This window comes from Caecibacter sp. AF58-12pH5A, assembly GCF_027681725.1.
GTDB classification, from domain to species: domain Bacteria; phylum Bacillota; class Negativicutes; order Veillonellales; family Megasphaeraceae; genus Megasphaera; species Megasphaera hominis.
Genome location: NZ_JAQDBC010000004.1, coordinates 65904 through 84759, shown reverse-complemented (window position 1 = coordinate 84759; position 18856 = coordinate 65904). Strand labels below are relative to the sequence as shown.

Here is an 18856-nt window from a genome sequence, read left to right as displayed (position 1 = left end):
CATCTCCCCTGGGGCGTTAGCGGTAGTTCTTCTCTTATTGTACTCGCGGGTACTGGAAATAGCAAACGAGTACCAATTAAAAACTCCTCTCTGATTCAGTCTGTCAGAGAGGAGAAGCCCTTATTCCGGCCAGTCGGCTAAGGGAATATGCATACTCTTTTTCATCATTTCCAGGTTTTCCCGGATTTCTTTTTCAATGTCCTGCCGCGTAGGCACAGACGGCGTTTCTTCCGGTATATCCGCTGTTTCCGGCAGCTGCACGGCAAAGGGCAGTCCTTTATGACAAATAATCTGGCGCAAAAACAGATTAAAGGCCGTATCGAGCGGCAGGCCCAATTGTTCTAAAATTGCTTCTGCCTGAACCAGAGCAGCCGGATCGAGACGGGATAAAAGTTCTTCTTCTTTCATGATAATCACCTCGGTTTAAGCATAGCACAGAAGGTTTTATCTGACAATGCATCGGTTCCGGCTATCCCAGTTACAGTCTGTTTCGAAAACGTCTAAAGAACATCGCGTTTGAAAGGAGTGAGCCACCATGGTTCGTCGGCAAGTTATAAATACGTTTTTTACTCTCTTTTTGCTCCTGGGCTGCCTCGCCGGGATAGTTGCCGCCAGTGCGTCGGAACCGTTGCAGCAGGCACCGGCTTATGTCGTACAAAAGGACGGGTTTACTGCTAAAATACCACAGGTACTGGCAGGGGATACACGGTATGCAAAAGGTGCAGACCGCATCAACAGTGCCTTGCGTGTCCTGGCGGACGAGGCTTGTCAGGCCTATGAAAGCAATCCTATTCGTGCCGGATTCAGCCGCACCATAACAGGAGAAATTACCTATTCCAGCCCCAAAATACTATCCTTGCTCATCTATGATAGTGTGTATTATAAAGACGCAGCCCACCCGTTAACCGGTGTTGCCGGCTATACGTTTCGTTTGCCTGCAGGTAAACGCGTAGACTGGCAGCAGCTCGTGCGCGAAGAGGACAGACAGTTTATGACATTGCCGGCACTGAACCGTCAAATGCGCCTCCAAATTATGACCGGGCGTTTTCAGACGTATGCTGATTTTCAAGGACTCACAGAACTGCCAGCTGTGTTTTACGTCGATGAGCAAGGAAAAATCGTCTTCCTTTTTCAGCAATATGCCGTCGGACCCTATGCAGCGGGATTTTGCCCCTTCCATACAGGGCGGCAAATCCGGTATTAGGAAAATTTACGGAAAAGGATAGGTATAATGCACACCTCTTTTGTACACAAAAGGGCGTTTATATGATATGATACGGTAAAGGAGTGAATTCACATGACGCATACAATCTATTTAGCAGGCGGCTGCTTCTGGGGCATGCAAAAGTTCCTGGATCAGTTTGCCGGTATCCTTTCTACAGAAACGGGATACGCCAACGGCCATACAGAAAAGCCGACGTACGAAGAAGTGTGTACGCAGACGACAGGCCATACGGAAACCGTAAAGGTTACGTACGACGATGCCATTATGCCGACTGCCCAGCTTCTGGATTATTATTTTATGGTTATCGATCCCTTGTCGGTCAATCGCCAGGGCGGCGATGCCGGCACCAATTACCGGACCGGGATTTATTATGAAGACGAACGGCTGCTGACGGATATCCGCAAAGTGGTCAATAGCGTAGCGGACCGGCTGGGCAAACCCCTGGCAGTCGAAGTATTGCCGTTACAGAATTTTTATCCTGCCGAAGAATATCATCAGAAGTATCTCGATAAGAACCCTGGCGGTTACTGCCACATTCGTCCGGCTATGATGCACCTGCGTCAGCGCCTGGAAGAAAAAAAGGACTGACGGGCAGGCGTCTGGCATATGTGCTGGCACGTAGCAAGGTGTTTGAACGTTGCACGATAAATCTTATAGCATAAGGAGTTTAACAGTATGAGAAAAGTGTATATATTAGTAATAATAGGTATCGTCTGGGCCTTCTTTACGGGTGGCTGTATTCGCGATGAGTCCTATATTTTTGCCGCCATTTCAGGGGCCCTGAGTTTGGTATCCTTCTTTGTGGCATATACACTTAAAAAGAATGAAGATAGAAAACTGAAGCACGAACAGGAATTATTAGCTAAATTCCGCAAGAAAAAAGCCCGTGAAAAACGGCTCAATGAACGGCGCCTGGAAAAGAAGAAAGCTCTGGAGGAACGCCGTCAGAGAAATAAACAAAAAAGAGAACAATAACGAATAGAGCAGGAGGGGTAATGATGGATTTAGGCTTAAAGAATAAAGTGGTTGTCATTACCGGCGGCACAGCCGGTATCGGTGAAGCCTGTGCCTTGGCTTTTAGCCGTGAAGGTGCTCATGTAGCCGTATGTGGCCGCACACAGAAACGCATAGATGCGTTTAAAGAACGCTGCGCTAAGGCAGGTGCCAATGTATTTGTCAAACAGGCTGATGCCGGTCAGGCAGAGGAATTGCAGGCCTTTGCCGATGCGGTTGTCAGCCGCTTTGGCACGATTGACGTATGGATCAATAATGCCGGCATCAATGTCGGCAAACGGCTTATGGAAATTACGCCGGAAGACTGGCAGCAGACCGTTGCCGTAAACTTGTCGGGCGTACTCTTTGGAACGCAAATTGCAGCCCGGGCTATGGGCGAAAAGGGCGGCGTTATTCTCAACGCGTCTTCCTTTGCTTCCCTCATTCCGTCTGTAGGCGGCACCATGTATGGCGCTACAAAAGCAGCTGTGTCGAATATGACCAAGACGATGGCAGCTGAACTGGCACCGCAGCATATCCGCGTCAATGCGTATATCCCTGGCATCATTGATACACCGATGAATGCAGAACGCATTGCTGACGATGCCAATCATGCGCTGATCAATGCCATTGCCCTGCACCGCGTAGGCACAGCCGACGAAATGGCCCAGGCATTGGTTTTCCTGGCCTCTGACCAAGCCAGCTACATTACGGGTACAGCAATCGAAGTAAGTGGCGGTAAATATGCTGTGCAGAACGCTGAAATATTATGGGGTTAAGATGATGAAGAAAGCCTTGGCAAGTGATTTTGATAATACCTTATTCTTCATGTTTCAAGAAGAAACATATCGCCCCGGTGACAGGGAGGCTATCCGTGCTTTTCAGGCACAAGGCGGCCTCTTTGGTATCAGCACAGGCCGTTCATTGACGGGCGTACGCCAGGCTACAGGCGATAATGTAGCCTACGATTTCTATATTCTCGCTAACGGTTCTCTGGTTTTGGACAAACAGCTGCGGACTCTGCAGAAGAAGGTCGTCCCTATAAGCCTCGTCCAGTCTCTGTACGACCGCTATGGCAAGTTAGAAAATGCTGTTATTCAGGCAGGAGATACGGTATACACCTTTGGTACGGCTGATAACCCCATGCAGACCCATATCGATGATTTTGAGGAGCTTGATGGCAAGGATATTTACGGTATTTCCTTTTATACAGGCAGCGAGGACCGGGCTAAGGAAATGGCAGGCGATGCGCAGCAGCACTATGGCAGAACCATAGAAGCTTATGCCAATACGGTAGTTCTCGATATTGTCGGCGCAGGCTGCTCCAAAGGCCAAGCACTGGAAACGGTGCGCCAGGCCTTGGCACTTGAACGTGTAGGCGCCATTGGTGATTCATATAACGATATATCTATGCTGGAAAGTGCTGATATTTCCTTCACTTTTTCCTACGCACCACAGCCTGTGCAGGCTTCTGCCGGGCATATCGTGGGCAGCGTACAGGAAGCATTGACTCTGTTATAAGGCAAAAAAAACGACTGCAGGAATGTTCCTACAGTCGTTTTTTTTTAATAATTTACGTTACGCAGTTCAAAGAAGGACTGGGGATGACCACAGACAGGGCATTTCTGCGGAGCTTCTTCGCTTTCCAGGATAAAACCACAGTTACGGCAAATCCAGGTCTTCTTTTCAGCTTTTTTGAAGACGGTTTTCTTTTCCACGTTGTTGAGCAGGGCTAAGTAGCGTTCTTCATGATGCTTTTCGATTTCAGCTACCTTTTCAAAGAGGAAGGCAATCGTATCGAAGCCTTCTTCACGAGCTTCTTTGGCAAAAGTCGGGTACATTTCTGTCCATTCATAATGTTCGCCTGCAGCGGCATCTTTTAATGCAGCAATATCGTCGGGCAGTTCCCCGTTATGGAGCTGTTTGAACCAAATCTTGGCGTGTTCTTTTTCGTTATTGGCCGTTTCTTCGAAAAATGCGGCAATCTGTTCATAGCCTGCTTTTTTTGCTACGCTGGCATAATAGGTATATTTGTTGCGGGCCTGGGATTCACCGGAAAATGCGGCCTGTAAATTTTGTTCTGTTTTTGATCCTTTTAATTCCATGATTTGTTTCCTCCTTGTAATATACTCTCTTTAGCAAATAACTAATATTTGTTATCCGTTGCTCATACTATAGCACTATAATCCCTGACTGTCAAATAATAATTGTTATTCTTTAGTAAAATATTTTGCTGACAGGTAATTCATCAATTTTATTTCGTTTCAATTTAATAATTAAAATAAAATGATATAAAATGATAGAATAGAATAAGAAAACAGTCTCTAAAAAGAGTTATATCATTGGAGAAATGAACATACTCCATAGTTTGAGTATATTTGTGTCAGCATAGAGAACCTAGAATCCAGAACCTGGATCAGGGCATAAATTAGAAGATACAGTCTCTGTTTCTTGTTTTTCGTACCTTGTATATATATAATAAAATAGTAATAGCATACAATTCCTGGGATACGTATGAGAAAAGAGGATATGGCGATGATATTTTTAAAAAATGACTACGGTGCAGGGGCACATCCCCACGTTTTTCAAGCCTTGGCCGAGCATAATCTGATGCCGGCAGATAGCTACAGCCATGATCAATATTCCGTTGCCGTTACGGAAATGATACGGGCTCTCACGGGACAGGCACAGGCACACGTCCATTTTATTGCCGGCGGGACACTGACCAACCTGGTCTGCCTGGCAGCCTTCCTGCGGCCGTATGAAGCTGTAATCGCTGCTGATTCAGCCCATATTTGTGTCCATGAAACGGGCGCTATTGAAGCGACGGGGCATAAAATTTTGTCTGTGCCGGCAGTAGATGGAAAAATCTCGCCGGAAGAGATTGATAAGGTCGTAGCGTTTCATGAAACGGACCAGATGGTCTTGCCCAAATTAGTTTATATCTCCGATACGACAGAAATGGGAGCCGTATATACGAAAGCAGAACTTCAGGCATTACGTGCCTGCTGTGATGCTCATGGACTCTATTTATATATTGACGGGGCCCGCCTGGCTATGGCCCTGGGGTCGGAGTACAATGACCTTAGCCTGCAGGATATAGCGTCCCTGGCGGATGCGTTTTATTTGGGTGGCACGAAGTGCGGCGCCCTTTTTGGCGAAATGGTAGTGATCCTCAATGAGGCACTAAAGCCCCATTTCCGCTTTATCATGCGGCAGCATGGGGCTCTCTTTGCCAAGGGCATGCTTTTAGGCCTTCAGTTTAAGGCCTTGCTCCAGGATGATTTGTATACGCGCTTAGGGAGTATGGCCGATGCGTGGGGGAAGAAACTAGCTGCCGGGCTGAAGGAAAAGGGGTATTCCTTTGCCTATACGCCGGTATCGAATATGATTTTTCCCATCGTAACAACTGCACAGGCAGACGCTCTGGCAGAGTACGTCCTGTTTGAAAAGTGGCTCGATAATCCCGATGGCACACAAACCATACGCCTCGTGACCAGCTGGATGACGAAGCAGGAAGATATTGATGGCTTGTTGCAGCATATGTGACGGTCTATCCAGGCAATACCGGTTTAAGAATGTAAGGAGTCAGGTTTCATGGCAATTGATGTGCATTCCCTTTTATCTGTATTAAAGGACGAAAAAATAGCCGCCCATTGGCTGGCCACACGGCCCCGGCGTGGTGATCACATTCGCGTACGCCGCTTAGGCGGCCTGTATTACCATCACGGTATTTATATAAGTGATACGGAGGTCATTACCTTTGCCGGTGACGATGACCACAATCCGTTTGATTGGTGGGATACGAAGGTACGGGCCACTTCCTTGGAGTTGTTCCTCCAAGGCGGCCAGACAGAGGTCTGCCTGTACACGATTCGTGAGCGGCAGCAGCTCTGCAGCATTGAAGAAACGGTAGCTTTTGCCAGAGCCTGTCTGGGGAATGAAAAATACAGCCTGCTTTTTCATAATTGTGAACATTTTTCAAATGCCTGCAAGCAGGGCATTTATCGCAGCCAGCAAGTAGAGCGTATTTTGCGTGGTCAAAGCTTGCACGACGCGTTGGCTTGTCTTGACGATCCGGAACAGCGTTCCCGCTGGTGGGATGAAGCCGTATCAGATCTGAAGAAACAAGTACTGAGTAAGATTAAGCGTGATCTGGAAGCGAAAATGCGACAAGAGTAAACTAATTTAGGAGGATATACATGATGATGACTGAAATGGAAATGATGAAACTGCAAAATGGCAGTGATGTTCGCGGCGTTGCTGTCGCCGGGGTACCTGGTGAAGACGTGACGCTGACGCCGGAAGCCGTAAACCGGATTGCTGCTGCGTTCGTTTCCTTTCTTGCCAAAAAACTAGGAAAAGAACCGGCTGCCTTGCGGATTGCCGTAGGTCATGATTCCCGTATTTCGGCATCGCTCTTGCAGGATGCTGTCTTTTCTGGTCTTACGGCTTGTGCAGCCGATGTGTTTAAGTGTGACCTGGCGTCCACACCGGCTATGTTTATGTCTATTGTTTTTTCTCAGACTCAGATGGACGGGGCAATCATGCTGACGGCCAGCCACTTGCCGTATAACCGCAATGGCATGAAATTCTTTACCGTTGAAGGGGGCCTGGAAAAAACGGATATCCGTGCCCTTTTGGCTCAGGCGGCTGCCCTTCCGGAACAGCACGGGGATCTGGCCCAGGTCCATGCGTTAAATCTGATGGAATTGTATGCTGAACACTTATGCCAGACTATCAGCATGCGGCTGGGCGTGCCTGTAGAAGAGAAGCCCTTGCAGGGGATGCATATCGTCGTCGATGCCGGCAATGGCAGTGGCGGCTTCTTCGTTACAGATGTCCTGGATGTCCTTGGTGCTGACACGACGGGCAGCCAATTCCTGGAACCGGACGGCATGTTCCCCAATCACATTCCAAACCCGGAAAACGCTGCGGCTATGGCGGCTATCCGCGCGGCCGTATTAAAGAATCATGCTGATTTAGGTCTCATTTTTGATACCGATGTCGACCGCATGAGTGCCGTTTTGTCCAACGGGGAAGAAGTGAACCGCAATGCTCTGATTGCCATGATTGCTGCTATCCTGGCACCGGACTATCCGGGCAGTACTATTGTTACTGATTCTGTCACGAGTGATGAGCTGACAGAGTTCCTGACGCAGACCCTCCATCTGGTCCATCACCGGTATATGCGCGGTTACAAGAACGTTATTGACGAATGTATCCGCCTCAATGAAGAAGGCACCCTTTCGCCGCTGGCTATTGAAACATCGGGTCACGGCGCGTTACGGGAAAATTATTATCTCGACGACGGCGCTTTCCTGGCTGTGCGCCTGATCATCGCTGCAGCCCAGGCTAAACAGCAGGGGAAAGAGCTGGGTGATCTGATTGCAGCACTGAAGCAGCCGGCAGAAAGCGTAGAATACCGATTGAAAATTACGGCAGATCAGGCCGGGGAATATGGTAAAAACGTACTCCAGGCGTTCTCTGAACGGGCACAGGCGGCAGGTATACAAATAGCCACGCCGTCGTATGAAGGCGTGCGCCTTGTGTTCCCGCAAGGCTGGGCACTCCTGCGGATGTCTCTCCATGATCCCAATATGCCGCTCAATATTGAAAGCAAAGAAGCCGGTGGCTGCCAAGAAATTACAGCCAGCCTGCGCCAGCTGCTTACGGGCTTTGATCAGCTGGATATTTCTGTGCTGGATGTGTAAGCTATGCAGAAAGAATGGCTCTTTGCCCTCTTCTTTATGCTCATGGTCATGCAGGCTGTAGGCGTGCGCTTACAGGTACGGGCCTATCGTCAGGCTGTAAGCCGTCTGCGGCGGCGTGGCTATGTGGGCATTGGCGGTGGCCGCCGTCGTTTGGGACCGGGGACCATCGTCCTCCTGGCCTGCAGTGGTGATGGCACCATTGTAGGCGCTGAAACGATGCAGGGGATGACGATTTTTAGCCGCTTCCGGGAAAGGCCGGACCTTTACGGCCGGACCATATACGATTTCAAGAACGAGCTCAGTACGTATCCGGCTAAGAAGCGCAAGAAGTATAAGAGCTATGAGCAGGCTGCTGATGCGCTGATCGGACGGTTGCAAAAGGAAGCCGCTGCCCGGCAAGAAGAAAACAGCCAGCTGGAAAAAGTATAGTTTTACGCTGAACGATGCTATTTTGACATAGATAGTTACAAATCAGAAGGCATGTGCTATACTATAGAAAATTTCATATGATTTATTGTCTTTGGGGCGGGGTGTAATTCCCTACCGGCGGTAGAGTCCGCGAGCGCAAGCATGAACCGGTGCAATTCCGGTACCGACAGTATAGTCTGGATGAGAAAAGACAGCAGAAAACGTAGTTTTGCCGTGCGCCCTTTTTGTGTGCACGGCTTTTTTACCGCACAAAAAGGGAAAGGTTACGCGTTTTCGGTATGAAACCTTACAGGTACAACATAGTCCCCACCCAATAGATCTTCCATGAAAGAAACTATTTCATTAGGAGGAACAAAACATGAACAACGAATTTACGTTTGGCACGATTGAAGAGGCAATCCGCGACATCAAGGCGGGCAAGATGGTATTGGTCACAGATGATGCGGACCGGGAAAATGAAGGCGATCTCATCATGAGTGCCGAACTGGCTACGCAGGCAACGGTCAATTTCATGGCAACTTATGCCAAGGGTCTTATTTGTATGCCCTGCGATGGTGCTATTTTGGATCGCCTGCACATGGGACCTATGGTAGAAAAAAATACGGATAACCATGAGACGGCCTTTACCGTTTCTATCGATCATGTCGATACGACCACAGGAATTTCTGCCGGTGAACGGGCCCACACCATGCGTATGTGTGCCGACGGCCGGGCCAAACCGGAGGATTTCCGCCGCCCTGGTCATGTCTTTCCTTTGCGCAGCAAGACCGGTGGTGTTCTCTGCCGTACGGGCCATACGGAAACGACGACCGACCTGTGCCGTCTGGCCGGCCTTGCACCTGTCGGCATTTGCTGCGAAATCATGAGTGCTGACGGATCCATGGCCCGTACACCGGAACTCATGCAATTTGCCAAGGCCTATGGCTTGACCTTTATTACCGTAGCGGATCTCGCTGCGTACCGCCGCCGTACAGAAGTGCAAGGCGACGTGCCGGCAGATGTACCGGCACCGGCTCAGGTCTAAGCGGCATAGACGCCTGCACGTGAAAAGGGAGCTCCTTCCTGCCTGTAGCAGGAGAGAAGCTCCCTTTTCACTATGTCCTGTTTAGAATTTCAAATCGATCGTAGCAGAAACGCCGACGCCTTGGACACGGCTCATGTTTGTCACGTCTAAGGATTCGACAGGAATAAGGGCGTTAGCCCGGGCAATGCCATTGAAGCTGGCTTCAATTTGGGCGACAGCCTTTACCTTATCGACCTGTGCCGTCGGTCCGACGACCTGGACAGCACCGATATATTTGCCTGTACCGCCGCTGATAATGGGAACGACCTTTGTGGCATAATCCGTGCCGACACCGTTTTTCATGAGTAATTTGTTCAGGAAGGTGTTGATCTGGTCTCCGTATTTGGAAACGAGAACGGAAACACCGCCAACCTTTAAAATGGATCCCAGGTCAAAGGCCTGTACAGCTGTACCGCCGCAAAAGCCCAAGAGGGATGCGGCTGTCATGGCTACAACGAGTTGCTTTTTCATGGAATGCCTCCTTCAGTGAGTGATAAATCATGGCCGTGGTCCGGCGTTCAGGATATCTTCACGAATACGGGGATATTTCGTATGGAAGTTATCGTAGAACAGCTTCGCTACCTTAACGGCCATGGCATCATAGGCTGCCGGGTCTGCCCAGGTTGCGCGGGGGTTCAGGAGTTTTTCCGGCACGTTCGGGCAGGTCTGGGGAATATCTACGTTGAAGCGGTCGTTATGCACATAGACAGATTCTTTTAGGCTGCCATTCAGGGCAGCAGTAATCATAGCCCGTGTATATTTCAGAGCGATACGGCTGCCTGTTCCATAGGGGCCGCCGGTCCAGCCCGTGTTGACCAGATAGACCGTCGTATTATGGGCTACAATCCGTTCGCCCAGCATATGGGCGTAAATCTGGGGATGCAAAGGCATGAAAGGCTCGCCAAAGAGGGTGGAGAAGGTCGGTACCGGTTCCGTAATGTTCTGTTCCGTACCGGCTACCTTCGAAGTAAAGCCTGTAACAAAATGATACATGGCCGCTTCTTTGCTTAACCGGGAGATAGGCGGCAACACGCCGAAGCTGTCAGCTGTAAGAAAAATAACGACAGAAGGAGTACCGCCCAGGCCGGACATTTCCGCATTGGCAATATATGTAATAGGATAGCCTGCCCGTGTGTTTTCTGTCAAGGTTTTATCGGCATAATCCGGTTTGCGCGTCTGCGCGTCGAGAATAACATTCTCTACAAGCGTACCGGCTTTAATGGCATCATACACTTCCGGCTCCCGTTCAGGATCGAGGTTGATGCACTTAGCGTAGCAACCGCCTTCGAAATTAAAGACCCCTTCAGGGGACCAGCCGTGTTCATCGTCGCCAATAAGGAGGCGCTCCGGGTCAGCCGACAAGGTTGTCTTGCCCGTACCGGAAAGGCCGAAGAAAATAGCCGTTTCCTTTGTTACAGGATCCATGTTGGCTGAGCAGTGCATGGGCAGGACCCCTTCCTTGGGCATGAGATAATTCATGACCGAGAAGACGCTCTTTTTGATTTCACCGGCATAGCGTGTGCCTACGATGAGGATCTCGTGGGCTTCATAGTCAATGAGGATGGCCGCTTCCGAATGGACGCCGTCAATTTCAGGATCACATTTGAAGCCCGGTGCGGCGATGATGGTGAAATCCGGTTTGCCATACTGATCCAGCTCTGCTTCGGTAGGCCGGATCAGCAAATTATGAATGAAGAGGTTTTCACTGGCCAGCTCATTGATGATACGGAATTTTTTCCGATGTACCGGGTCGGCGCCGGCAAAGCCGTCGAAGACGAAGAGCTCCCGGTTCTGTAAATAGGAGACGGCTTTGCTGCGCAGGGCTTTAAAGGCTGCCCGCGTAATGGGCCGGTTGACGCTGCCCCAGGCGATTTCGTCGTGAACCCCTGGTGTATCGACGATGAACTTGTCCTTTGGCGACCGGCCTGTGAATGTACCGGTCCGTACGACTAAGGCCCCTGTATCACTGAGGATGCCTTCACCGCGTGCTAATGCTGCTTCTGTGAGACAGGCGGAGCTTAAATTCCGATAAATTGCTTTGGCGTTGATAATGCCGCTTTGTTCCAAGGAAAATGTTTCCATAGTCTATCTCTCCCCTTATTCATATGCTGCTTAGTATCTCATTTGATTATCATAGCATGCGAAAACTACTTGTATTATAATCGGATTCGCTAGCCTATTCAATGAAATATGTTGTTTTAATGATGTACAATATAATAAATAGCATATAATAATAGATGTATAAGACTATTATACTCTACTCATATGGTAAATAGAAGAGATATATGATGGTTTATTTATAGCGAATGTGAATGTAAAAGAGTATGTATTATAACTAAATGAGAATGGTTTCCTCTTGTGCTATTGTAATAATGCACTTCATAATTAAATGTTTTATATGGGAAGAATTAAAACGCCTCCTGCCCTGCACGATAAGCAGGGGCGGAGGCGTTTTGGTCAGGTCTGTGTTATTTCATAACAGCACCCGTATTGGCTGAAGTAACCAGGCGGGCATAGCGTGATAAGTAGCCTGTCTTTACTTTTGGTTCAGGCTGCTGCCACGCAGCCTTGCGTCTGGCCAGCTCGTCGTCGCTAACGAGAAGCTCGAGCTTACGCTGGGGAATATCGATGGCAATCGTATCGCCATCGTGGACCAGGGCCAGAGGACCGCCTTCCATGGCTTCCGGCGAGATATGGCCGATGCAGGCGCCGCGGCTGGCACCACTGAAACGGCCGTCTGTAAGCAGGGCTACCTTGAGGCCCATGCCGGTAATGACGGCTGTGGGATTGAGCATTTCCCGCATGCCCGGACCGCCCTTGGGGCCTTCGTAGCGGATGACGACAACGTGGCCTTCTTTGATTTCACCACTCATGATCGCTTCAATTGCTGCTTCTTCCGAATCGTAGCACTTGGCCGTACCTGTATAGACCAGGAGATCTGCCTCGACGGCGCTTTCTTTAATGACCGAGCCCAAGGGAGCCAGGTTACCCTTGAGGACGGCAATGCCGCCTTTATGCATGTATGCATGATCGATGTCGTGGATGACGTCGTGATTTTGGATGACCGCGTCTTTGATGCGCTCGCCAATCGTACCGGTAATGGTCCGGGCCTCTGCATGGATAAGACCGAGCTTGCTGATTTCTTTCATGACGGCACAAATGCCGCCGGCTTCGTCGAGATCCTGCATATGATACGTGCCGCCCGGACTCATCTTGCAGATATAGGCAGCCTTGCGGCTGATTTCGTTGAAGGCGTCGAGGGATAAATCGACACCAGCTTCGTGGGCAATGGCTGGCAGGTGCAGGGCCGTATTGGTAGAGCCGCCAATGGCCATATCGACGGCGATGGCGTTTTCAAAGGCCGCACGTGTCATGATGTCGCGCGGGCGGACGTCACGCTGTACCAGGCCGACAACGACCTGGCCGGCTTTTTTGGCAAGCATACGGCGCAGACCTGTGTACGCAGCAGGAATGGTGCCGTTACCGGGCAGGCCCATGCCAAGAACTTCGGTCATACAGTTCATTGTGTTGGCCGTAAAGAGGCCGGCGCAAGAGCCGCAGCCCGGGCAGGCCTGGAATTCCATGGCGTGCATTTCGTCTTCGCTCATCTGGCCGGCTTCGACTTTGCCGGCAGCTTCAAACATGGTACTGACGCTGATGTCTTTGCCCTGATGACGGCCGGCCAGCATGGGGCCGCCGCTGACGACGACTGTCGGAATATTGAGACGGCCTGCGGCCATGAGCATGGCCGGCACGATTTTATCACAGTTCGGGATGAGGACGAGACCGTCAAAGGCATGGGCTGTGGCGACGGCTTCGATGGAGTCGCAGATGAGTTCACGGCTCGACAGGGAAAAGCTCATACCGCGGTGGCCCATGGCGATACCGTCGCAGACGCCGATAGCAGGAAACTCGATAGGTGTACCACCGGCGGCAGCGACGCCGAGCTTGACGGCTTCGGCAATGTCCCGCAAATGGATGTGGCCGGGGATGATTTCATTAAAGGCATTACAGACGCCGATCAAGGGCTTTTGCAAATCTTCGTCACTATAGCCCATGGTGTGGAAAAGGGTGCGGTGGGCCGTACGGGTCAGGCCCTGTTTTACGATATCACTATGCATGTCATTATTCCTTTCTTTGCTTACATTTCCTTTACCGGCACGACGCCCCGGGAGAGAGCAATCTGGCCTGTGCGGGCAATTTCGATAATTTTATAATCCCCGAGCATTTCCAAGAGTGCTTCGATATGGTCTTCCCGGCCCGTGAGACGTAATACCAGGGACTGGGGCTGTACATCGACGATCTTGGCATTGAAGAGTTGGGCAATATTGGTGAGCTCGCCCCGCAGCTGTGGCGTCGGGCAGTGGACCTTGATCATAGCCAGCTCGTAGCTCACGAAAGGGGCATCGTCCAGGTTGACGACCTTGATCACGTCGATGAGTTTGGCCAGCTGGTTGACTGCCTGGTCCAGGTCCCAGCGGTTTTCTACGGAAACGACGATGTTGATGCGCGTTACGTCTGCTTCCTCCGTATAGCCGGCGTTGATGCATTCGATATTGATGGCCCTGCGGCTGATAAGGCCGGCTACGTGGGTAAGGACGCCAGGCTTGTTGTCGCAGAGAATGGCTATATGCTGTTTCATCATTAGGCGTCACCTCCTAAGACCATTTGGTCCAGCCGTTTGCCGCCGGGGACCATGGGATAGACATTTTCATCTTCTGGAATATAGACATCGAGCAGGGCCGGTCCCTGGGTGGCAAAGAGGTCTTCTATGGCCTGGGACAGGTCTTTAGGCTCGTGTAAGGTCTTACCGGGTACGCCCATGGAGGTAGCAATGGCTGCCAGATCCGGGTTGTTGCGGATGACCGATTCGGCACAGTGGCCGTCGTAGAAGAGGCGCTGCCACTGGTTGACCATACCGAGGACGTTATTGTGCAGGACGACGACCTTGACGTCGATGCCGTATTTATAGAGTGTCGTAAATTCCTGGCAGTTCATGAGGATACTGCCGTCACCTGTGACCAGGACGACGGTGGCTTCCGGCTTGCCGACCTTGGCACCCATGGCCGCAGGCAGACCGTAGCCCATGGTGCCCAAGCCGCCGGACGTGAGGAAATGCCGGGCCTTGTTCAGCGAGAGGAACTGGGCTGCCCACATCTGGTGCTGGCCTACGTCGGTAACATAAATCGTGTCGCCAGGTGTTTGTTTTTCGATTTCCTCCAAGAGGCGCTGTGGGGAAACGGCTGACGGGAGATCCCGTGTCCGGAAGGGGTGGGCCTGGTTTAGGCTGTTCACGTGCTGCCGCCAGGCACGGTAGCGGTCGGCCAAATGTGTTTCGTGGGCAGCCAGCTTTTCGTCGAGACGGGGCAGGGACCAGCGCAGGTCGCCGTTGACACTGATGTCGGCGTGGACGATCTTGTTGATTTCCACTTTATCGATGTCGAAGTGGACAATTTTTGCATTGGGGGCAAAGTTTTCTACGTCCCCTGTCAGGCGATCATCAAAGCGCGTGCCAATGGCTACGAGAAGGTCGCATTCCGTAATGGCCATGTTAGCGGCATATGAGCCGTGCATGCCGGCCATACCCAGGTGACTGTCGTACGTATCCGGTACGGCACCCTTACCCATGAGGGTCGTCACGACCGGGACGTGCATGTTGGTTACAATGTGCTGCAGCGTAGGCGCCATATCGGCCAGGATGATGCCGCCGCCCGTGAGGATGACCGGCTTTTCTGCCGCTTCAATGGCGGCGACGGCCCGGTCGAGATCGGCTTCCTTGCCAGTAATGTTACCGTGGTAGCCCCGCAGATGTACCGTATCAGGATAGGCAAAGTCGAAGGTCGTGTCGAAAACGTTCTTGGCAATATCCACGAGGACCGGGCCCGGCCGGCCTGTCGTAGCGATGTAGAAAGCTTCTTTTAAGACCCGCGGCAGCTCCCTGGCGTCTTTGACCAGGTAGTTGTGCTTGGTAATAGGCGTGGTGATACCGGAAATATCCGCTTCCTGGAAGGAGTCCCTGCCAATGAGCGGTGTTGCGACCTGGCCGCTGATGACGACCAGGGGAATGGAGTCCATATTGGCCGTAGCAATGCCCGTGACCATGTTGCAGACGCCCGGACCGGATGTGGCAAAGCAGACACCGGGCTTGCCCGTTGCCCGGGCATAGCCGTCAGCAGCGTGGACGGCGCCTTGTTCGTGGCCCGTCAGAATATGGGGAAATTTTTCTTTATATACTTCGTCGTAGAGAGAGAGAACCGCTCCGCCGGGATAGCCGAAGACGACGTCTACGCCTTCGTGCTTCAGGCAGGCGAGTACTGCTTGTGCACCCGTTAGTTTCAATCGTATCACCTCGTGCATGTGCGAATAGGGAAAAGGGGCGTCGCTGTGTTTGGCAGGGCACCCCTTCCCGTAGGAAACAGGATTTGACCTGATAGGTTAATCCTTTTGATCGGCGTCGTGCAGCCAGGGCATCATGTCACGCAATTTAGCGCCTACCTTTTCCAAGGGGTGTTCTGCGTGCTGCCGGCGCATAGCCAGGAAATGAGCACGACCGCCGGCACGGTTTTCCAAGAGCCAGTCCTTGGCAAAGGCCCCGGATTGGATGTCGGCCAGAACTTCCTTCATGGCTTTCTTTGATTCGGCCGTAACGACGCGGGAGCCCGATGTGTAGTCGCCGTATTCAGCCGTATCACTGATGGATTTGCGCATCTTGGCCATGCCGCCTTCATACATGAGGTCGACGATGAGTTTCATTTCATGGAACGTTTCAAAATAAGCGATTTCCGGCTGGTAGCCAGCTTCGCACAGTGTTTCAAAGCCGTTCGTGATGAGCTGGCAGATACCGCCGCAGAGCACGGCCTGTTCACCGAAGAGGTCTGTTTCCGTTTCTTCCTGGAAAGAAGTCTGGATGACGCCGGCCCGGGTACCGCCGATGCCACGGGCATAGGCCAGAGCCAGATCAAAGCACGTGCCTGTCGCGTCCTGTTCGACAGCAAAGACATCGGGCACGCCACCGCCTTCGACGAAGGTGCGGCGTACGAGGTGGCCCGGTCCCTTGGGAGCGACCATGAAGACGTCTACATTAGCAGGCGGTACGATCTGCTTGAAATGGATATTGAAGCCGTGAGCAAAGGCCAGGGCGCTGCCGGGCTTGAGGTTCGGTTCGATTTCACTCTTGTATACGTCGGCCTGTTTTTCGTCCGGGATGAGTACCATAGTCACGTCGGCAGCAGCGACTGCATCAGCAACGGTTTTAACAGTAAGACCGGCAGCCTGTGCCTTTTCGACGGAATGGCTGCCTGCGTAGAGGCCGACGACGACGTCAATGCCGTTATCCTTCAAATTCAGCGCATGAGCATGGCCCTGACTGCCGTAACCGACGACAGCCACTGTCTTACCCTTTAATACATCCCAGTTTACATCTTGATCGTAAAATACTTTTGCCATAATCCATCTCTCCTTGAGTATAAAATAATTTATCTCGTTGGAATTTAGAGCTGTCAAAAGAGGCCAACAAAAAAACTCCGTCCCCAAAAATAGGGACGGAGTTATATTCCGCGATACCACCCTGATTCCTGCTGTATTACTACTGGCAGGCTCTCTACAACGTACCAACATACGCGTTTCCTATAACGTGGAAAAGTCGTCAGTGCTTAGTTTTACTTCAGCACTCCTCTTCAGGGATGATTTTCGTCGGCCATCCGCAACTGGCTCACACCAACCGCCAGCTCTCTGCATGCATCAAGGCAAAGTACTCTTTCCCGTCATCAGATTTTACTATGTCGCCTTCCTATACACATTTGTTTCTCCTGTTTGGAAAGCTTGAGTGCATTTTACAGAATGATTTGCCTCTTGTCAACACCTTTTTGGGAAATTTTTAGAAAAAAAGCGGTTAAACGATTATCCGATTTACTTATGGAGTGGGCTCTTTTGCGCCACATAGGCCGTGACGAATTGGTGGGCAATGCGGCCGTTTCTGCCGGAATGTTCCATTTCCCAGCGTACGCCTTCCCGGCGCAATGTTTCTCCGTCGAGGCAGATGCCGGCTTTTTGCAGCTCATGTTTGATAATGGCCAGGTATTCGTCCTGTGTGGGTGCTGCATAGTGGAGAATGAGACCAAAGCGGTCGGAAAGGGAAATGGACTCATTGACGCTATCAGCGCGATGGACCTCGCTCATTTCATCATGCCTGTCGTCCCACGTTTCCTTTAAGAGGTGACGGCGGTTGGACGTGGCGTAAATGAGCACGTTGTCAGGCTGCGGTGTGACGCCGCCGTCGATGGCAGACTTTACATATTTATACTCCTTTTCATTTTCGTCGAAGGACAGATCATCCAGAAAGAGAATGAAGCGCTTGCTGCGGATGGAGGCGAGCTTTTCCAGGAGGTCTGGCAGATATTGCAGCTGTTGCAGCCCGAGCTGGATGAGGCGCAGGCCCTGCTGCTGGTAGCGTGAGAGCAGAGCCTTTACGGCTGTCGATTTGCCTGTGCCCCTGGCACCGGTGAGGAGTGCGTTATTGGCGCGCCTGCCCTGTACGAAGGCCTGTGTATTTTCCAGCAGCCGTTCTTTTTGCGTTGCGTAGCCGATGAGGTCATCCCAGGAAAGGTCCGGGAAGTCCCGGATGCCTTGCAGTGCACCGGCCTCATCGAGACGGAAGGCCTGAAAGCGGGCCAGCTGCCCGCGCCCGTAGGTGACGTAATGCGCCGCTAAGGCCTGGGCTGCTGCTGTGGCACCAGGACAGTTCTTGAGCGTAGCTGTAAGCGCTTCTACGTGGTCGTAGGTCCGGGGCAGGGAAGGCTCATATACATCGAGCAGGGCTAGGTCCAGGAAGGCCGATGCGGGCTGCGTCAGGTAGGGCCAGAGAATGGCCATGTCGATCGCCATACCTGCTATGAGACCGGCACCGGCCCGGCCAGCCCGTTCAATCGCGGCGGCGCCTTCCATTTGGCCGTCGGCTAGGAGATAGAGGATATAACTGCTGAGCAGATTTCCTTTCAGACCCAGCTTTTCGGCCCGTTCAATCAGTGTGGCGGCAATGTGCTGTTTGGCACCTGGTGCTGGAGGACCGGCTTCCAGGGCGGCTATGGACCCTAGAACCGGATCCTCCAAAAAATGACGACAGACGATAAGTCCCTGCAGACTTCCGTTCATAAAATCAGCTCCTTTTGGCAAACGGACAAGGCTGTCCGGATTTGGGGCTTAGTATACTACGGACTGCGAAAGGTCGTCAATGATAAATAAAAACACATATAAAGCGCATAAAAATTTTGATGGTTTTGTCTGAAGCAGTCTCTCTTTCTGTCCTTTAAAGGTGGACGATACAATTCGCGTGTATGGAGAAAATAGCCACTATGGAGCGGTCAGAGCGGAAATATCCGGCCTCCTCTCTTGACACTTTGACTTTTTGCTGTATGATAAAGAAAGAGCGTTAGC

Annotated in this window: 19 protein-coding genes, 1 riboswitch and 1 other annotated feature; of the genes, 10 read left to right on the top strand and 9 right to left on the bottom strand. The window is 51.4% G+C overall.

The window, feature by feature from the left end; all coding sequences use genetic code 11:
• Positions 1-120: 120 nt before the first annotated feature.
• Positions 121-408, bottom strand: a complete 288-nt coding sequence (locus tag PGX44_RS03385; RefSeq protein WP_498854258.1) for a type II toxin-antitoxin system RelB/DinJ family antitoxin — start codon at positions 406-408, stop codon at positions 121-123.
• Positions 409-535: 127 nt separating this feature from the next.
• On the opposite strand from PGX44_RS03385, the gene PGX44_RS03380 reads away from it, so the two are divergent.
• The 5 genes from PGX44_RS03380 to PGX44_RS03360 all read left to right on the top strand — a co-directional run bounded on the left by PGX44_RS03380 (position 536) and on the right by PGX44_RS03360 (position 3739).
• The gene (locus PGX44_RS03380) at positions 536-1204 is read left to right on the top strand and encodes an RsiV family protein (protein ID WP_498854257.1); all 669 of its coding nucleotides are present in this window, start codon (positions 536-538) and stop codon (positions 1202-1204) included.
• 93 nt (positions 1205-1297) lie between these two features.
• Positions 1298-1813, top strand: a complete 516-nt coding sequence (msrA, locus tag PGX44_RS03375; RefSeq protein ID WP_186501997.1) for a peptide-methionine (S)-S-oxide reductase MsrA — start codon at positions 1298-1300, stop codon at positions 1811-1813.
• Between the two features lie 87 nt (positions 1814-1900).
• On the top strand, positions 1901-2200 hold the full coding sequence (locus PGX44_RS03370; RefSeq protein ID WP_186501998.1) for a hypothetical protein: 300 nt from the start codon (positions 1901-1903) through the stop codon (positions 2198-2200).
• Positions 2201-2220: 20 nt separating this feature from the next.
• Positions 2221-2997, top strand: a complete 777-nt coding sequence (locus PGX44_RS03365) for an SDR family NAD(P)-dependent oxidoreductase (RefSeq protein WP_498854256.1) — start codon at positions 2221-2223, stop codon at positions 2995-2997.
• Between the two features lies 1 nt (position 2998).
• Positions 2999-3739: an HAD hydrolase family protein gene (locus tag PGX44_RS03360; protein ID WP_498854255.1), complete on the top strand. Its 741-nt coding sequence runs from the start codon at positions 2999-3001 to the stop codon at positions 3737-3739.
• 44 nt (positions 3740-3783) lie between these two features.
• Here PGX44_RS03360 and rbr read toward each other — a convergent pair whose 3' ends face one another.
• Entirely contained in the window at positions 3784-4323 is a 540-nt protein-coding gene (rbr, locus tag PGX44_RS03355) for a rubrerythrin (protein WP_288200918.1), read from the bottom strand.
• 430 nt (positions 4324-4753) lie between these two features.
• On the opposite strand from rbr, the gene PGX44_RS03350 reads away from it, so the two are divergent.
• From PGX44_RS03350 to ribB, 5 genes are all read left to right on the top strand, one after another.
• Entirely contained in the window at positions 4754-5767 is a 1014-nt protein-coding gene (locus tag PGX44_RS03350) for a threonine aldolase family protein (protein ID WP_498854254.1), read from the top strand.
• A 48-nt stretch (positions 5768-5815) separates the two neighbouring features.
• Entirely contained in the window at positions 5816-6400 is a 585-nt protein-coding gene (locus tag PGX44_RS03345; RefSeq protein WP_498854253.1) for a lecithin retinol acyltransferase family protein, read from the top strand.
• 23 nt (positions 6401-6423) lie between these two features.
• Positions 6424-7932, top strand: a complete 1509-nt coding sequence (locus tag PGX44_RS03340; protein WP_498854308.1) for a phosphohexomutase domain-containing protein — start codon at positions 6424-6426, stop codon at positions 7930-7932.
• 3 nt (positions 7933-7935) lie between these two features.
• Positions 7936-8361 (top strand): transcriptional regulator GutM, encoded by a 426-nt coding sequence (locus tag PGX44_RS03335; RefSeq protein WP_498854252.1) that lies wholly within the window; start codon positions 7936-7938, stop codon positions 8359-8361.
• Between the two features lie 83 nt (positions 8362-8444).
• A riboswitch (FMN riboswitch) is annotated at positions 8445-8557 on the top strand.
• Between the two features lie 162 nt (positions 8558-8719).
• On the top strand, positions 8720-9385 hold the full coding sequence (ribB, locus tag PGX44_RS03330) for a 3,4-dihydroxy-2-butanone-4-phosphate synthase (RefSeq protein ID WP_498854251.1): 666 nt from the start codon (positions 8720-8722) through the stop codon (positions 9383-9385).
• Positions 9386-9466: 81 nt separating this feature from the next.
• Here ribB and PGX44_RS03325 read toward each other — a convergent pair whose 3' ends face one another.
• From PGX44_RS03325 to PGX44_RS03295, 7 genes are all read right to left on the bottom strand, one after another.
• Positions 9467-9895: a hypothetical protein gene (locus PGX44_RS03325; RefSeq protein ID WP_186502007.1), complete on the bottom strand. Its 429-nt coding sequence runs from the start codon at positions 9893-9895 to the stop codon at positions 9467-9469.
• Positions 9896-9922: 27 nt separating this feature from the next.
• Positions 9923-11506: a phosphoenolpyruvate carboxykinase (ATP) gene (pckA, locus tag PGX44_RS03320; protein ID WP_498854250.1), complete on the bottom strand. Its 1584-nt coding sequence runs from the start codon at positions 11504-11506 to the stop codon at positions 9923-9925.
• A 386-nt stretch (positions 11507-11892) separates the two neighbouring features.
• On the bottom strand, positions 11893-13545 hold the full coding sequence (gene ilvD / locus PGX44_RS03315; protein ID WP_498854249.1) for a dihydroxy-acid dehydratase: 1653 nt from the start codon (positions 13543-13545) through the stop codon (positions 11893-11895).
• Between the two features lie 20 nt (positions 13546-13565).
• Positions 13566-14069 carry an acetolactate synthase small subunit gene (gene ilvN, locus PGX44_RS03310; RefSeq protein WP_498854248.1) on the bottom strand — a complete coding sequence of 168 codons (504 nt, stop codon included), beginning with the start codon at positions 14067-14069 and terminating at the stop codon, positions 13566-13568.
• A complete protein-coding gene (gene ilvB / locus PGX44_RS03305) occupies positions 14069-15763 on the bottom strand; it encodes a biosynthetic-type acetolactate synthase large subunit (protein WP_498854247.1) in 1695 nt (564 codons plus the stop codon). Before ilvB ends, ilvN begins: the two co-directional genes overlap by 1 nt.
• 96 nt (positions 15764-15859) lie before the next feature.
• Positions 15860-16870, bottom strand: coding sequence for a ketol-acid reductoisomerase (ilvC, locus tag PGX44_RS03300; RefSeq protein ID WP_498854246.1), 1011 nt, complete (start codon positions 16868-16870; stop codon positions 15860-15862).
• A gap of 88 nt (positions 16871-16958) precedes the next feature.
• Positions 16959-17200: a binding site (T-box leader), on the bottom strand.
• A 132-nt stretch (positions 17201-17332) separates the two neighbouring features.
• Positions 17333-18574, bottom strand: a complete 1242-nt coding sequence (locus PGX44_RS03295) for an ATP-binding protein (protein WP_498854245.1) — start codon at positions 18572-18574, stop codon at positions 17333-17335.
• Positions 18575-18856: the final 282 nt, after the last annotated feature.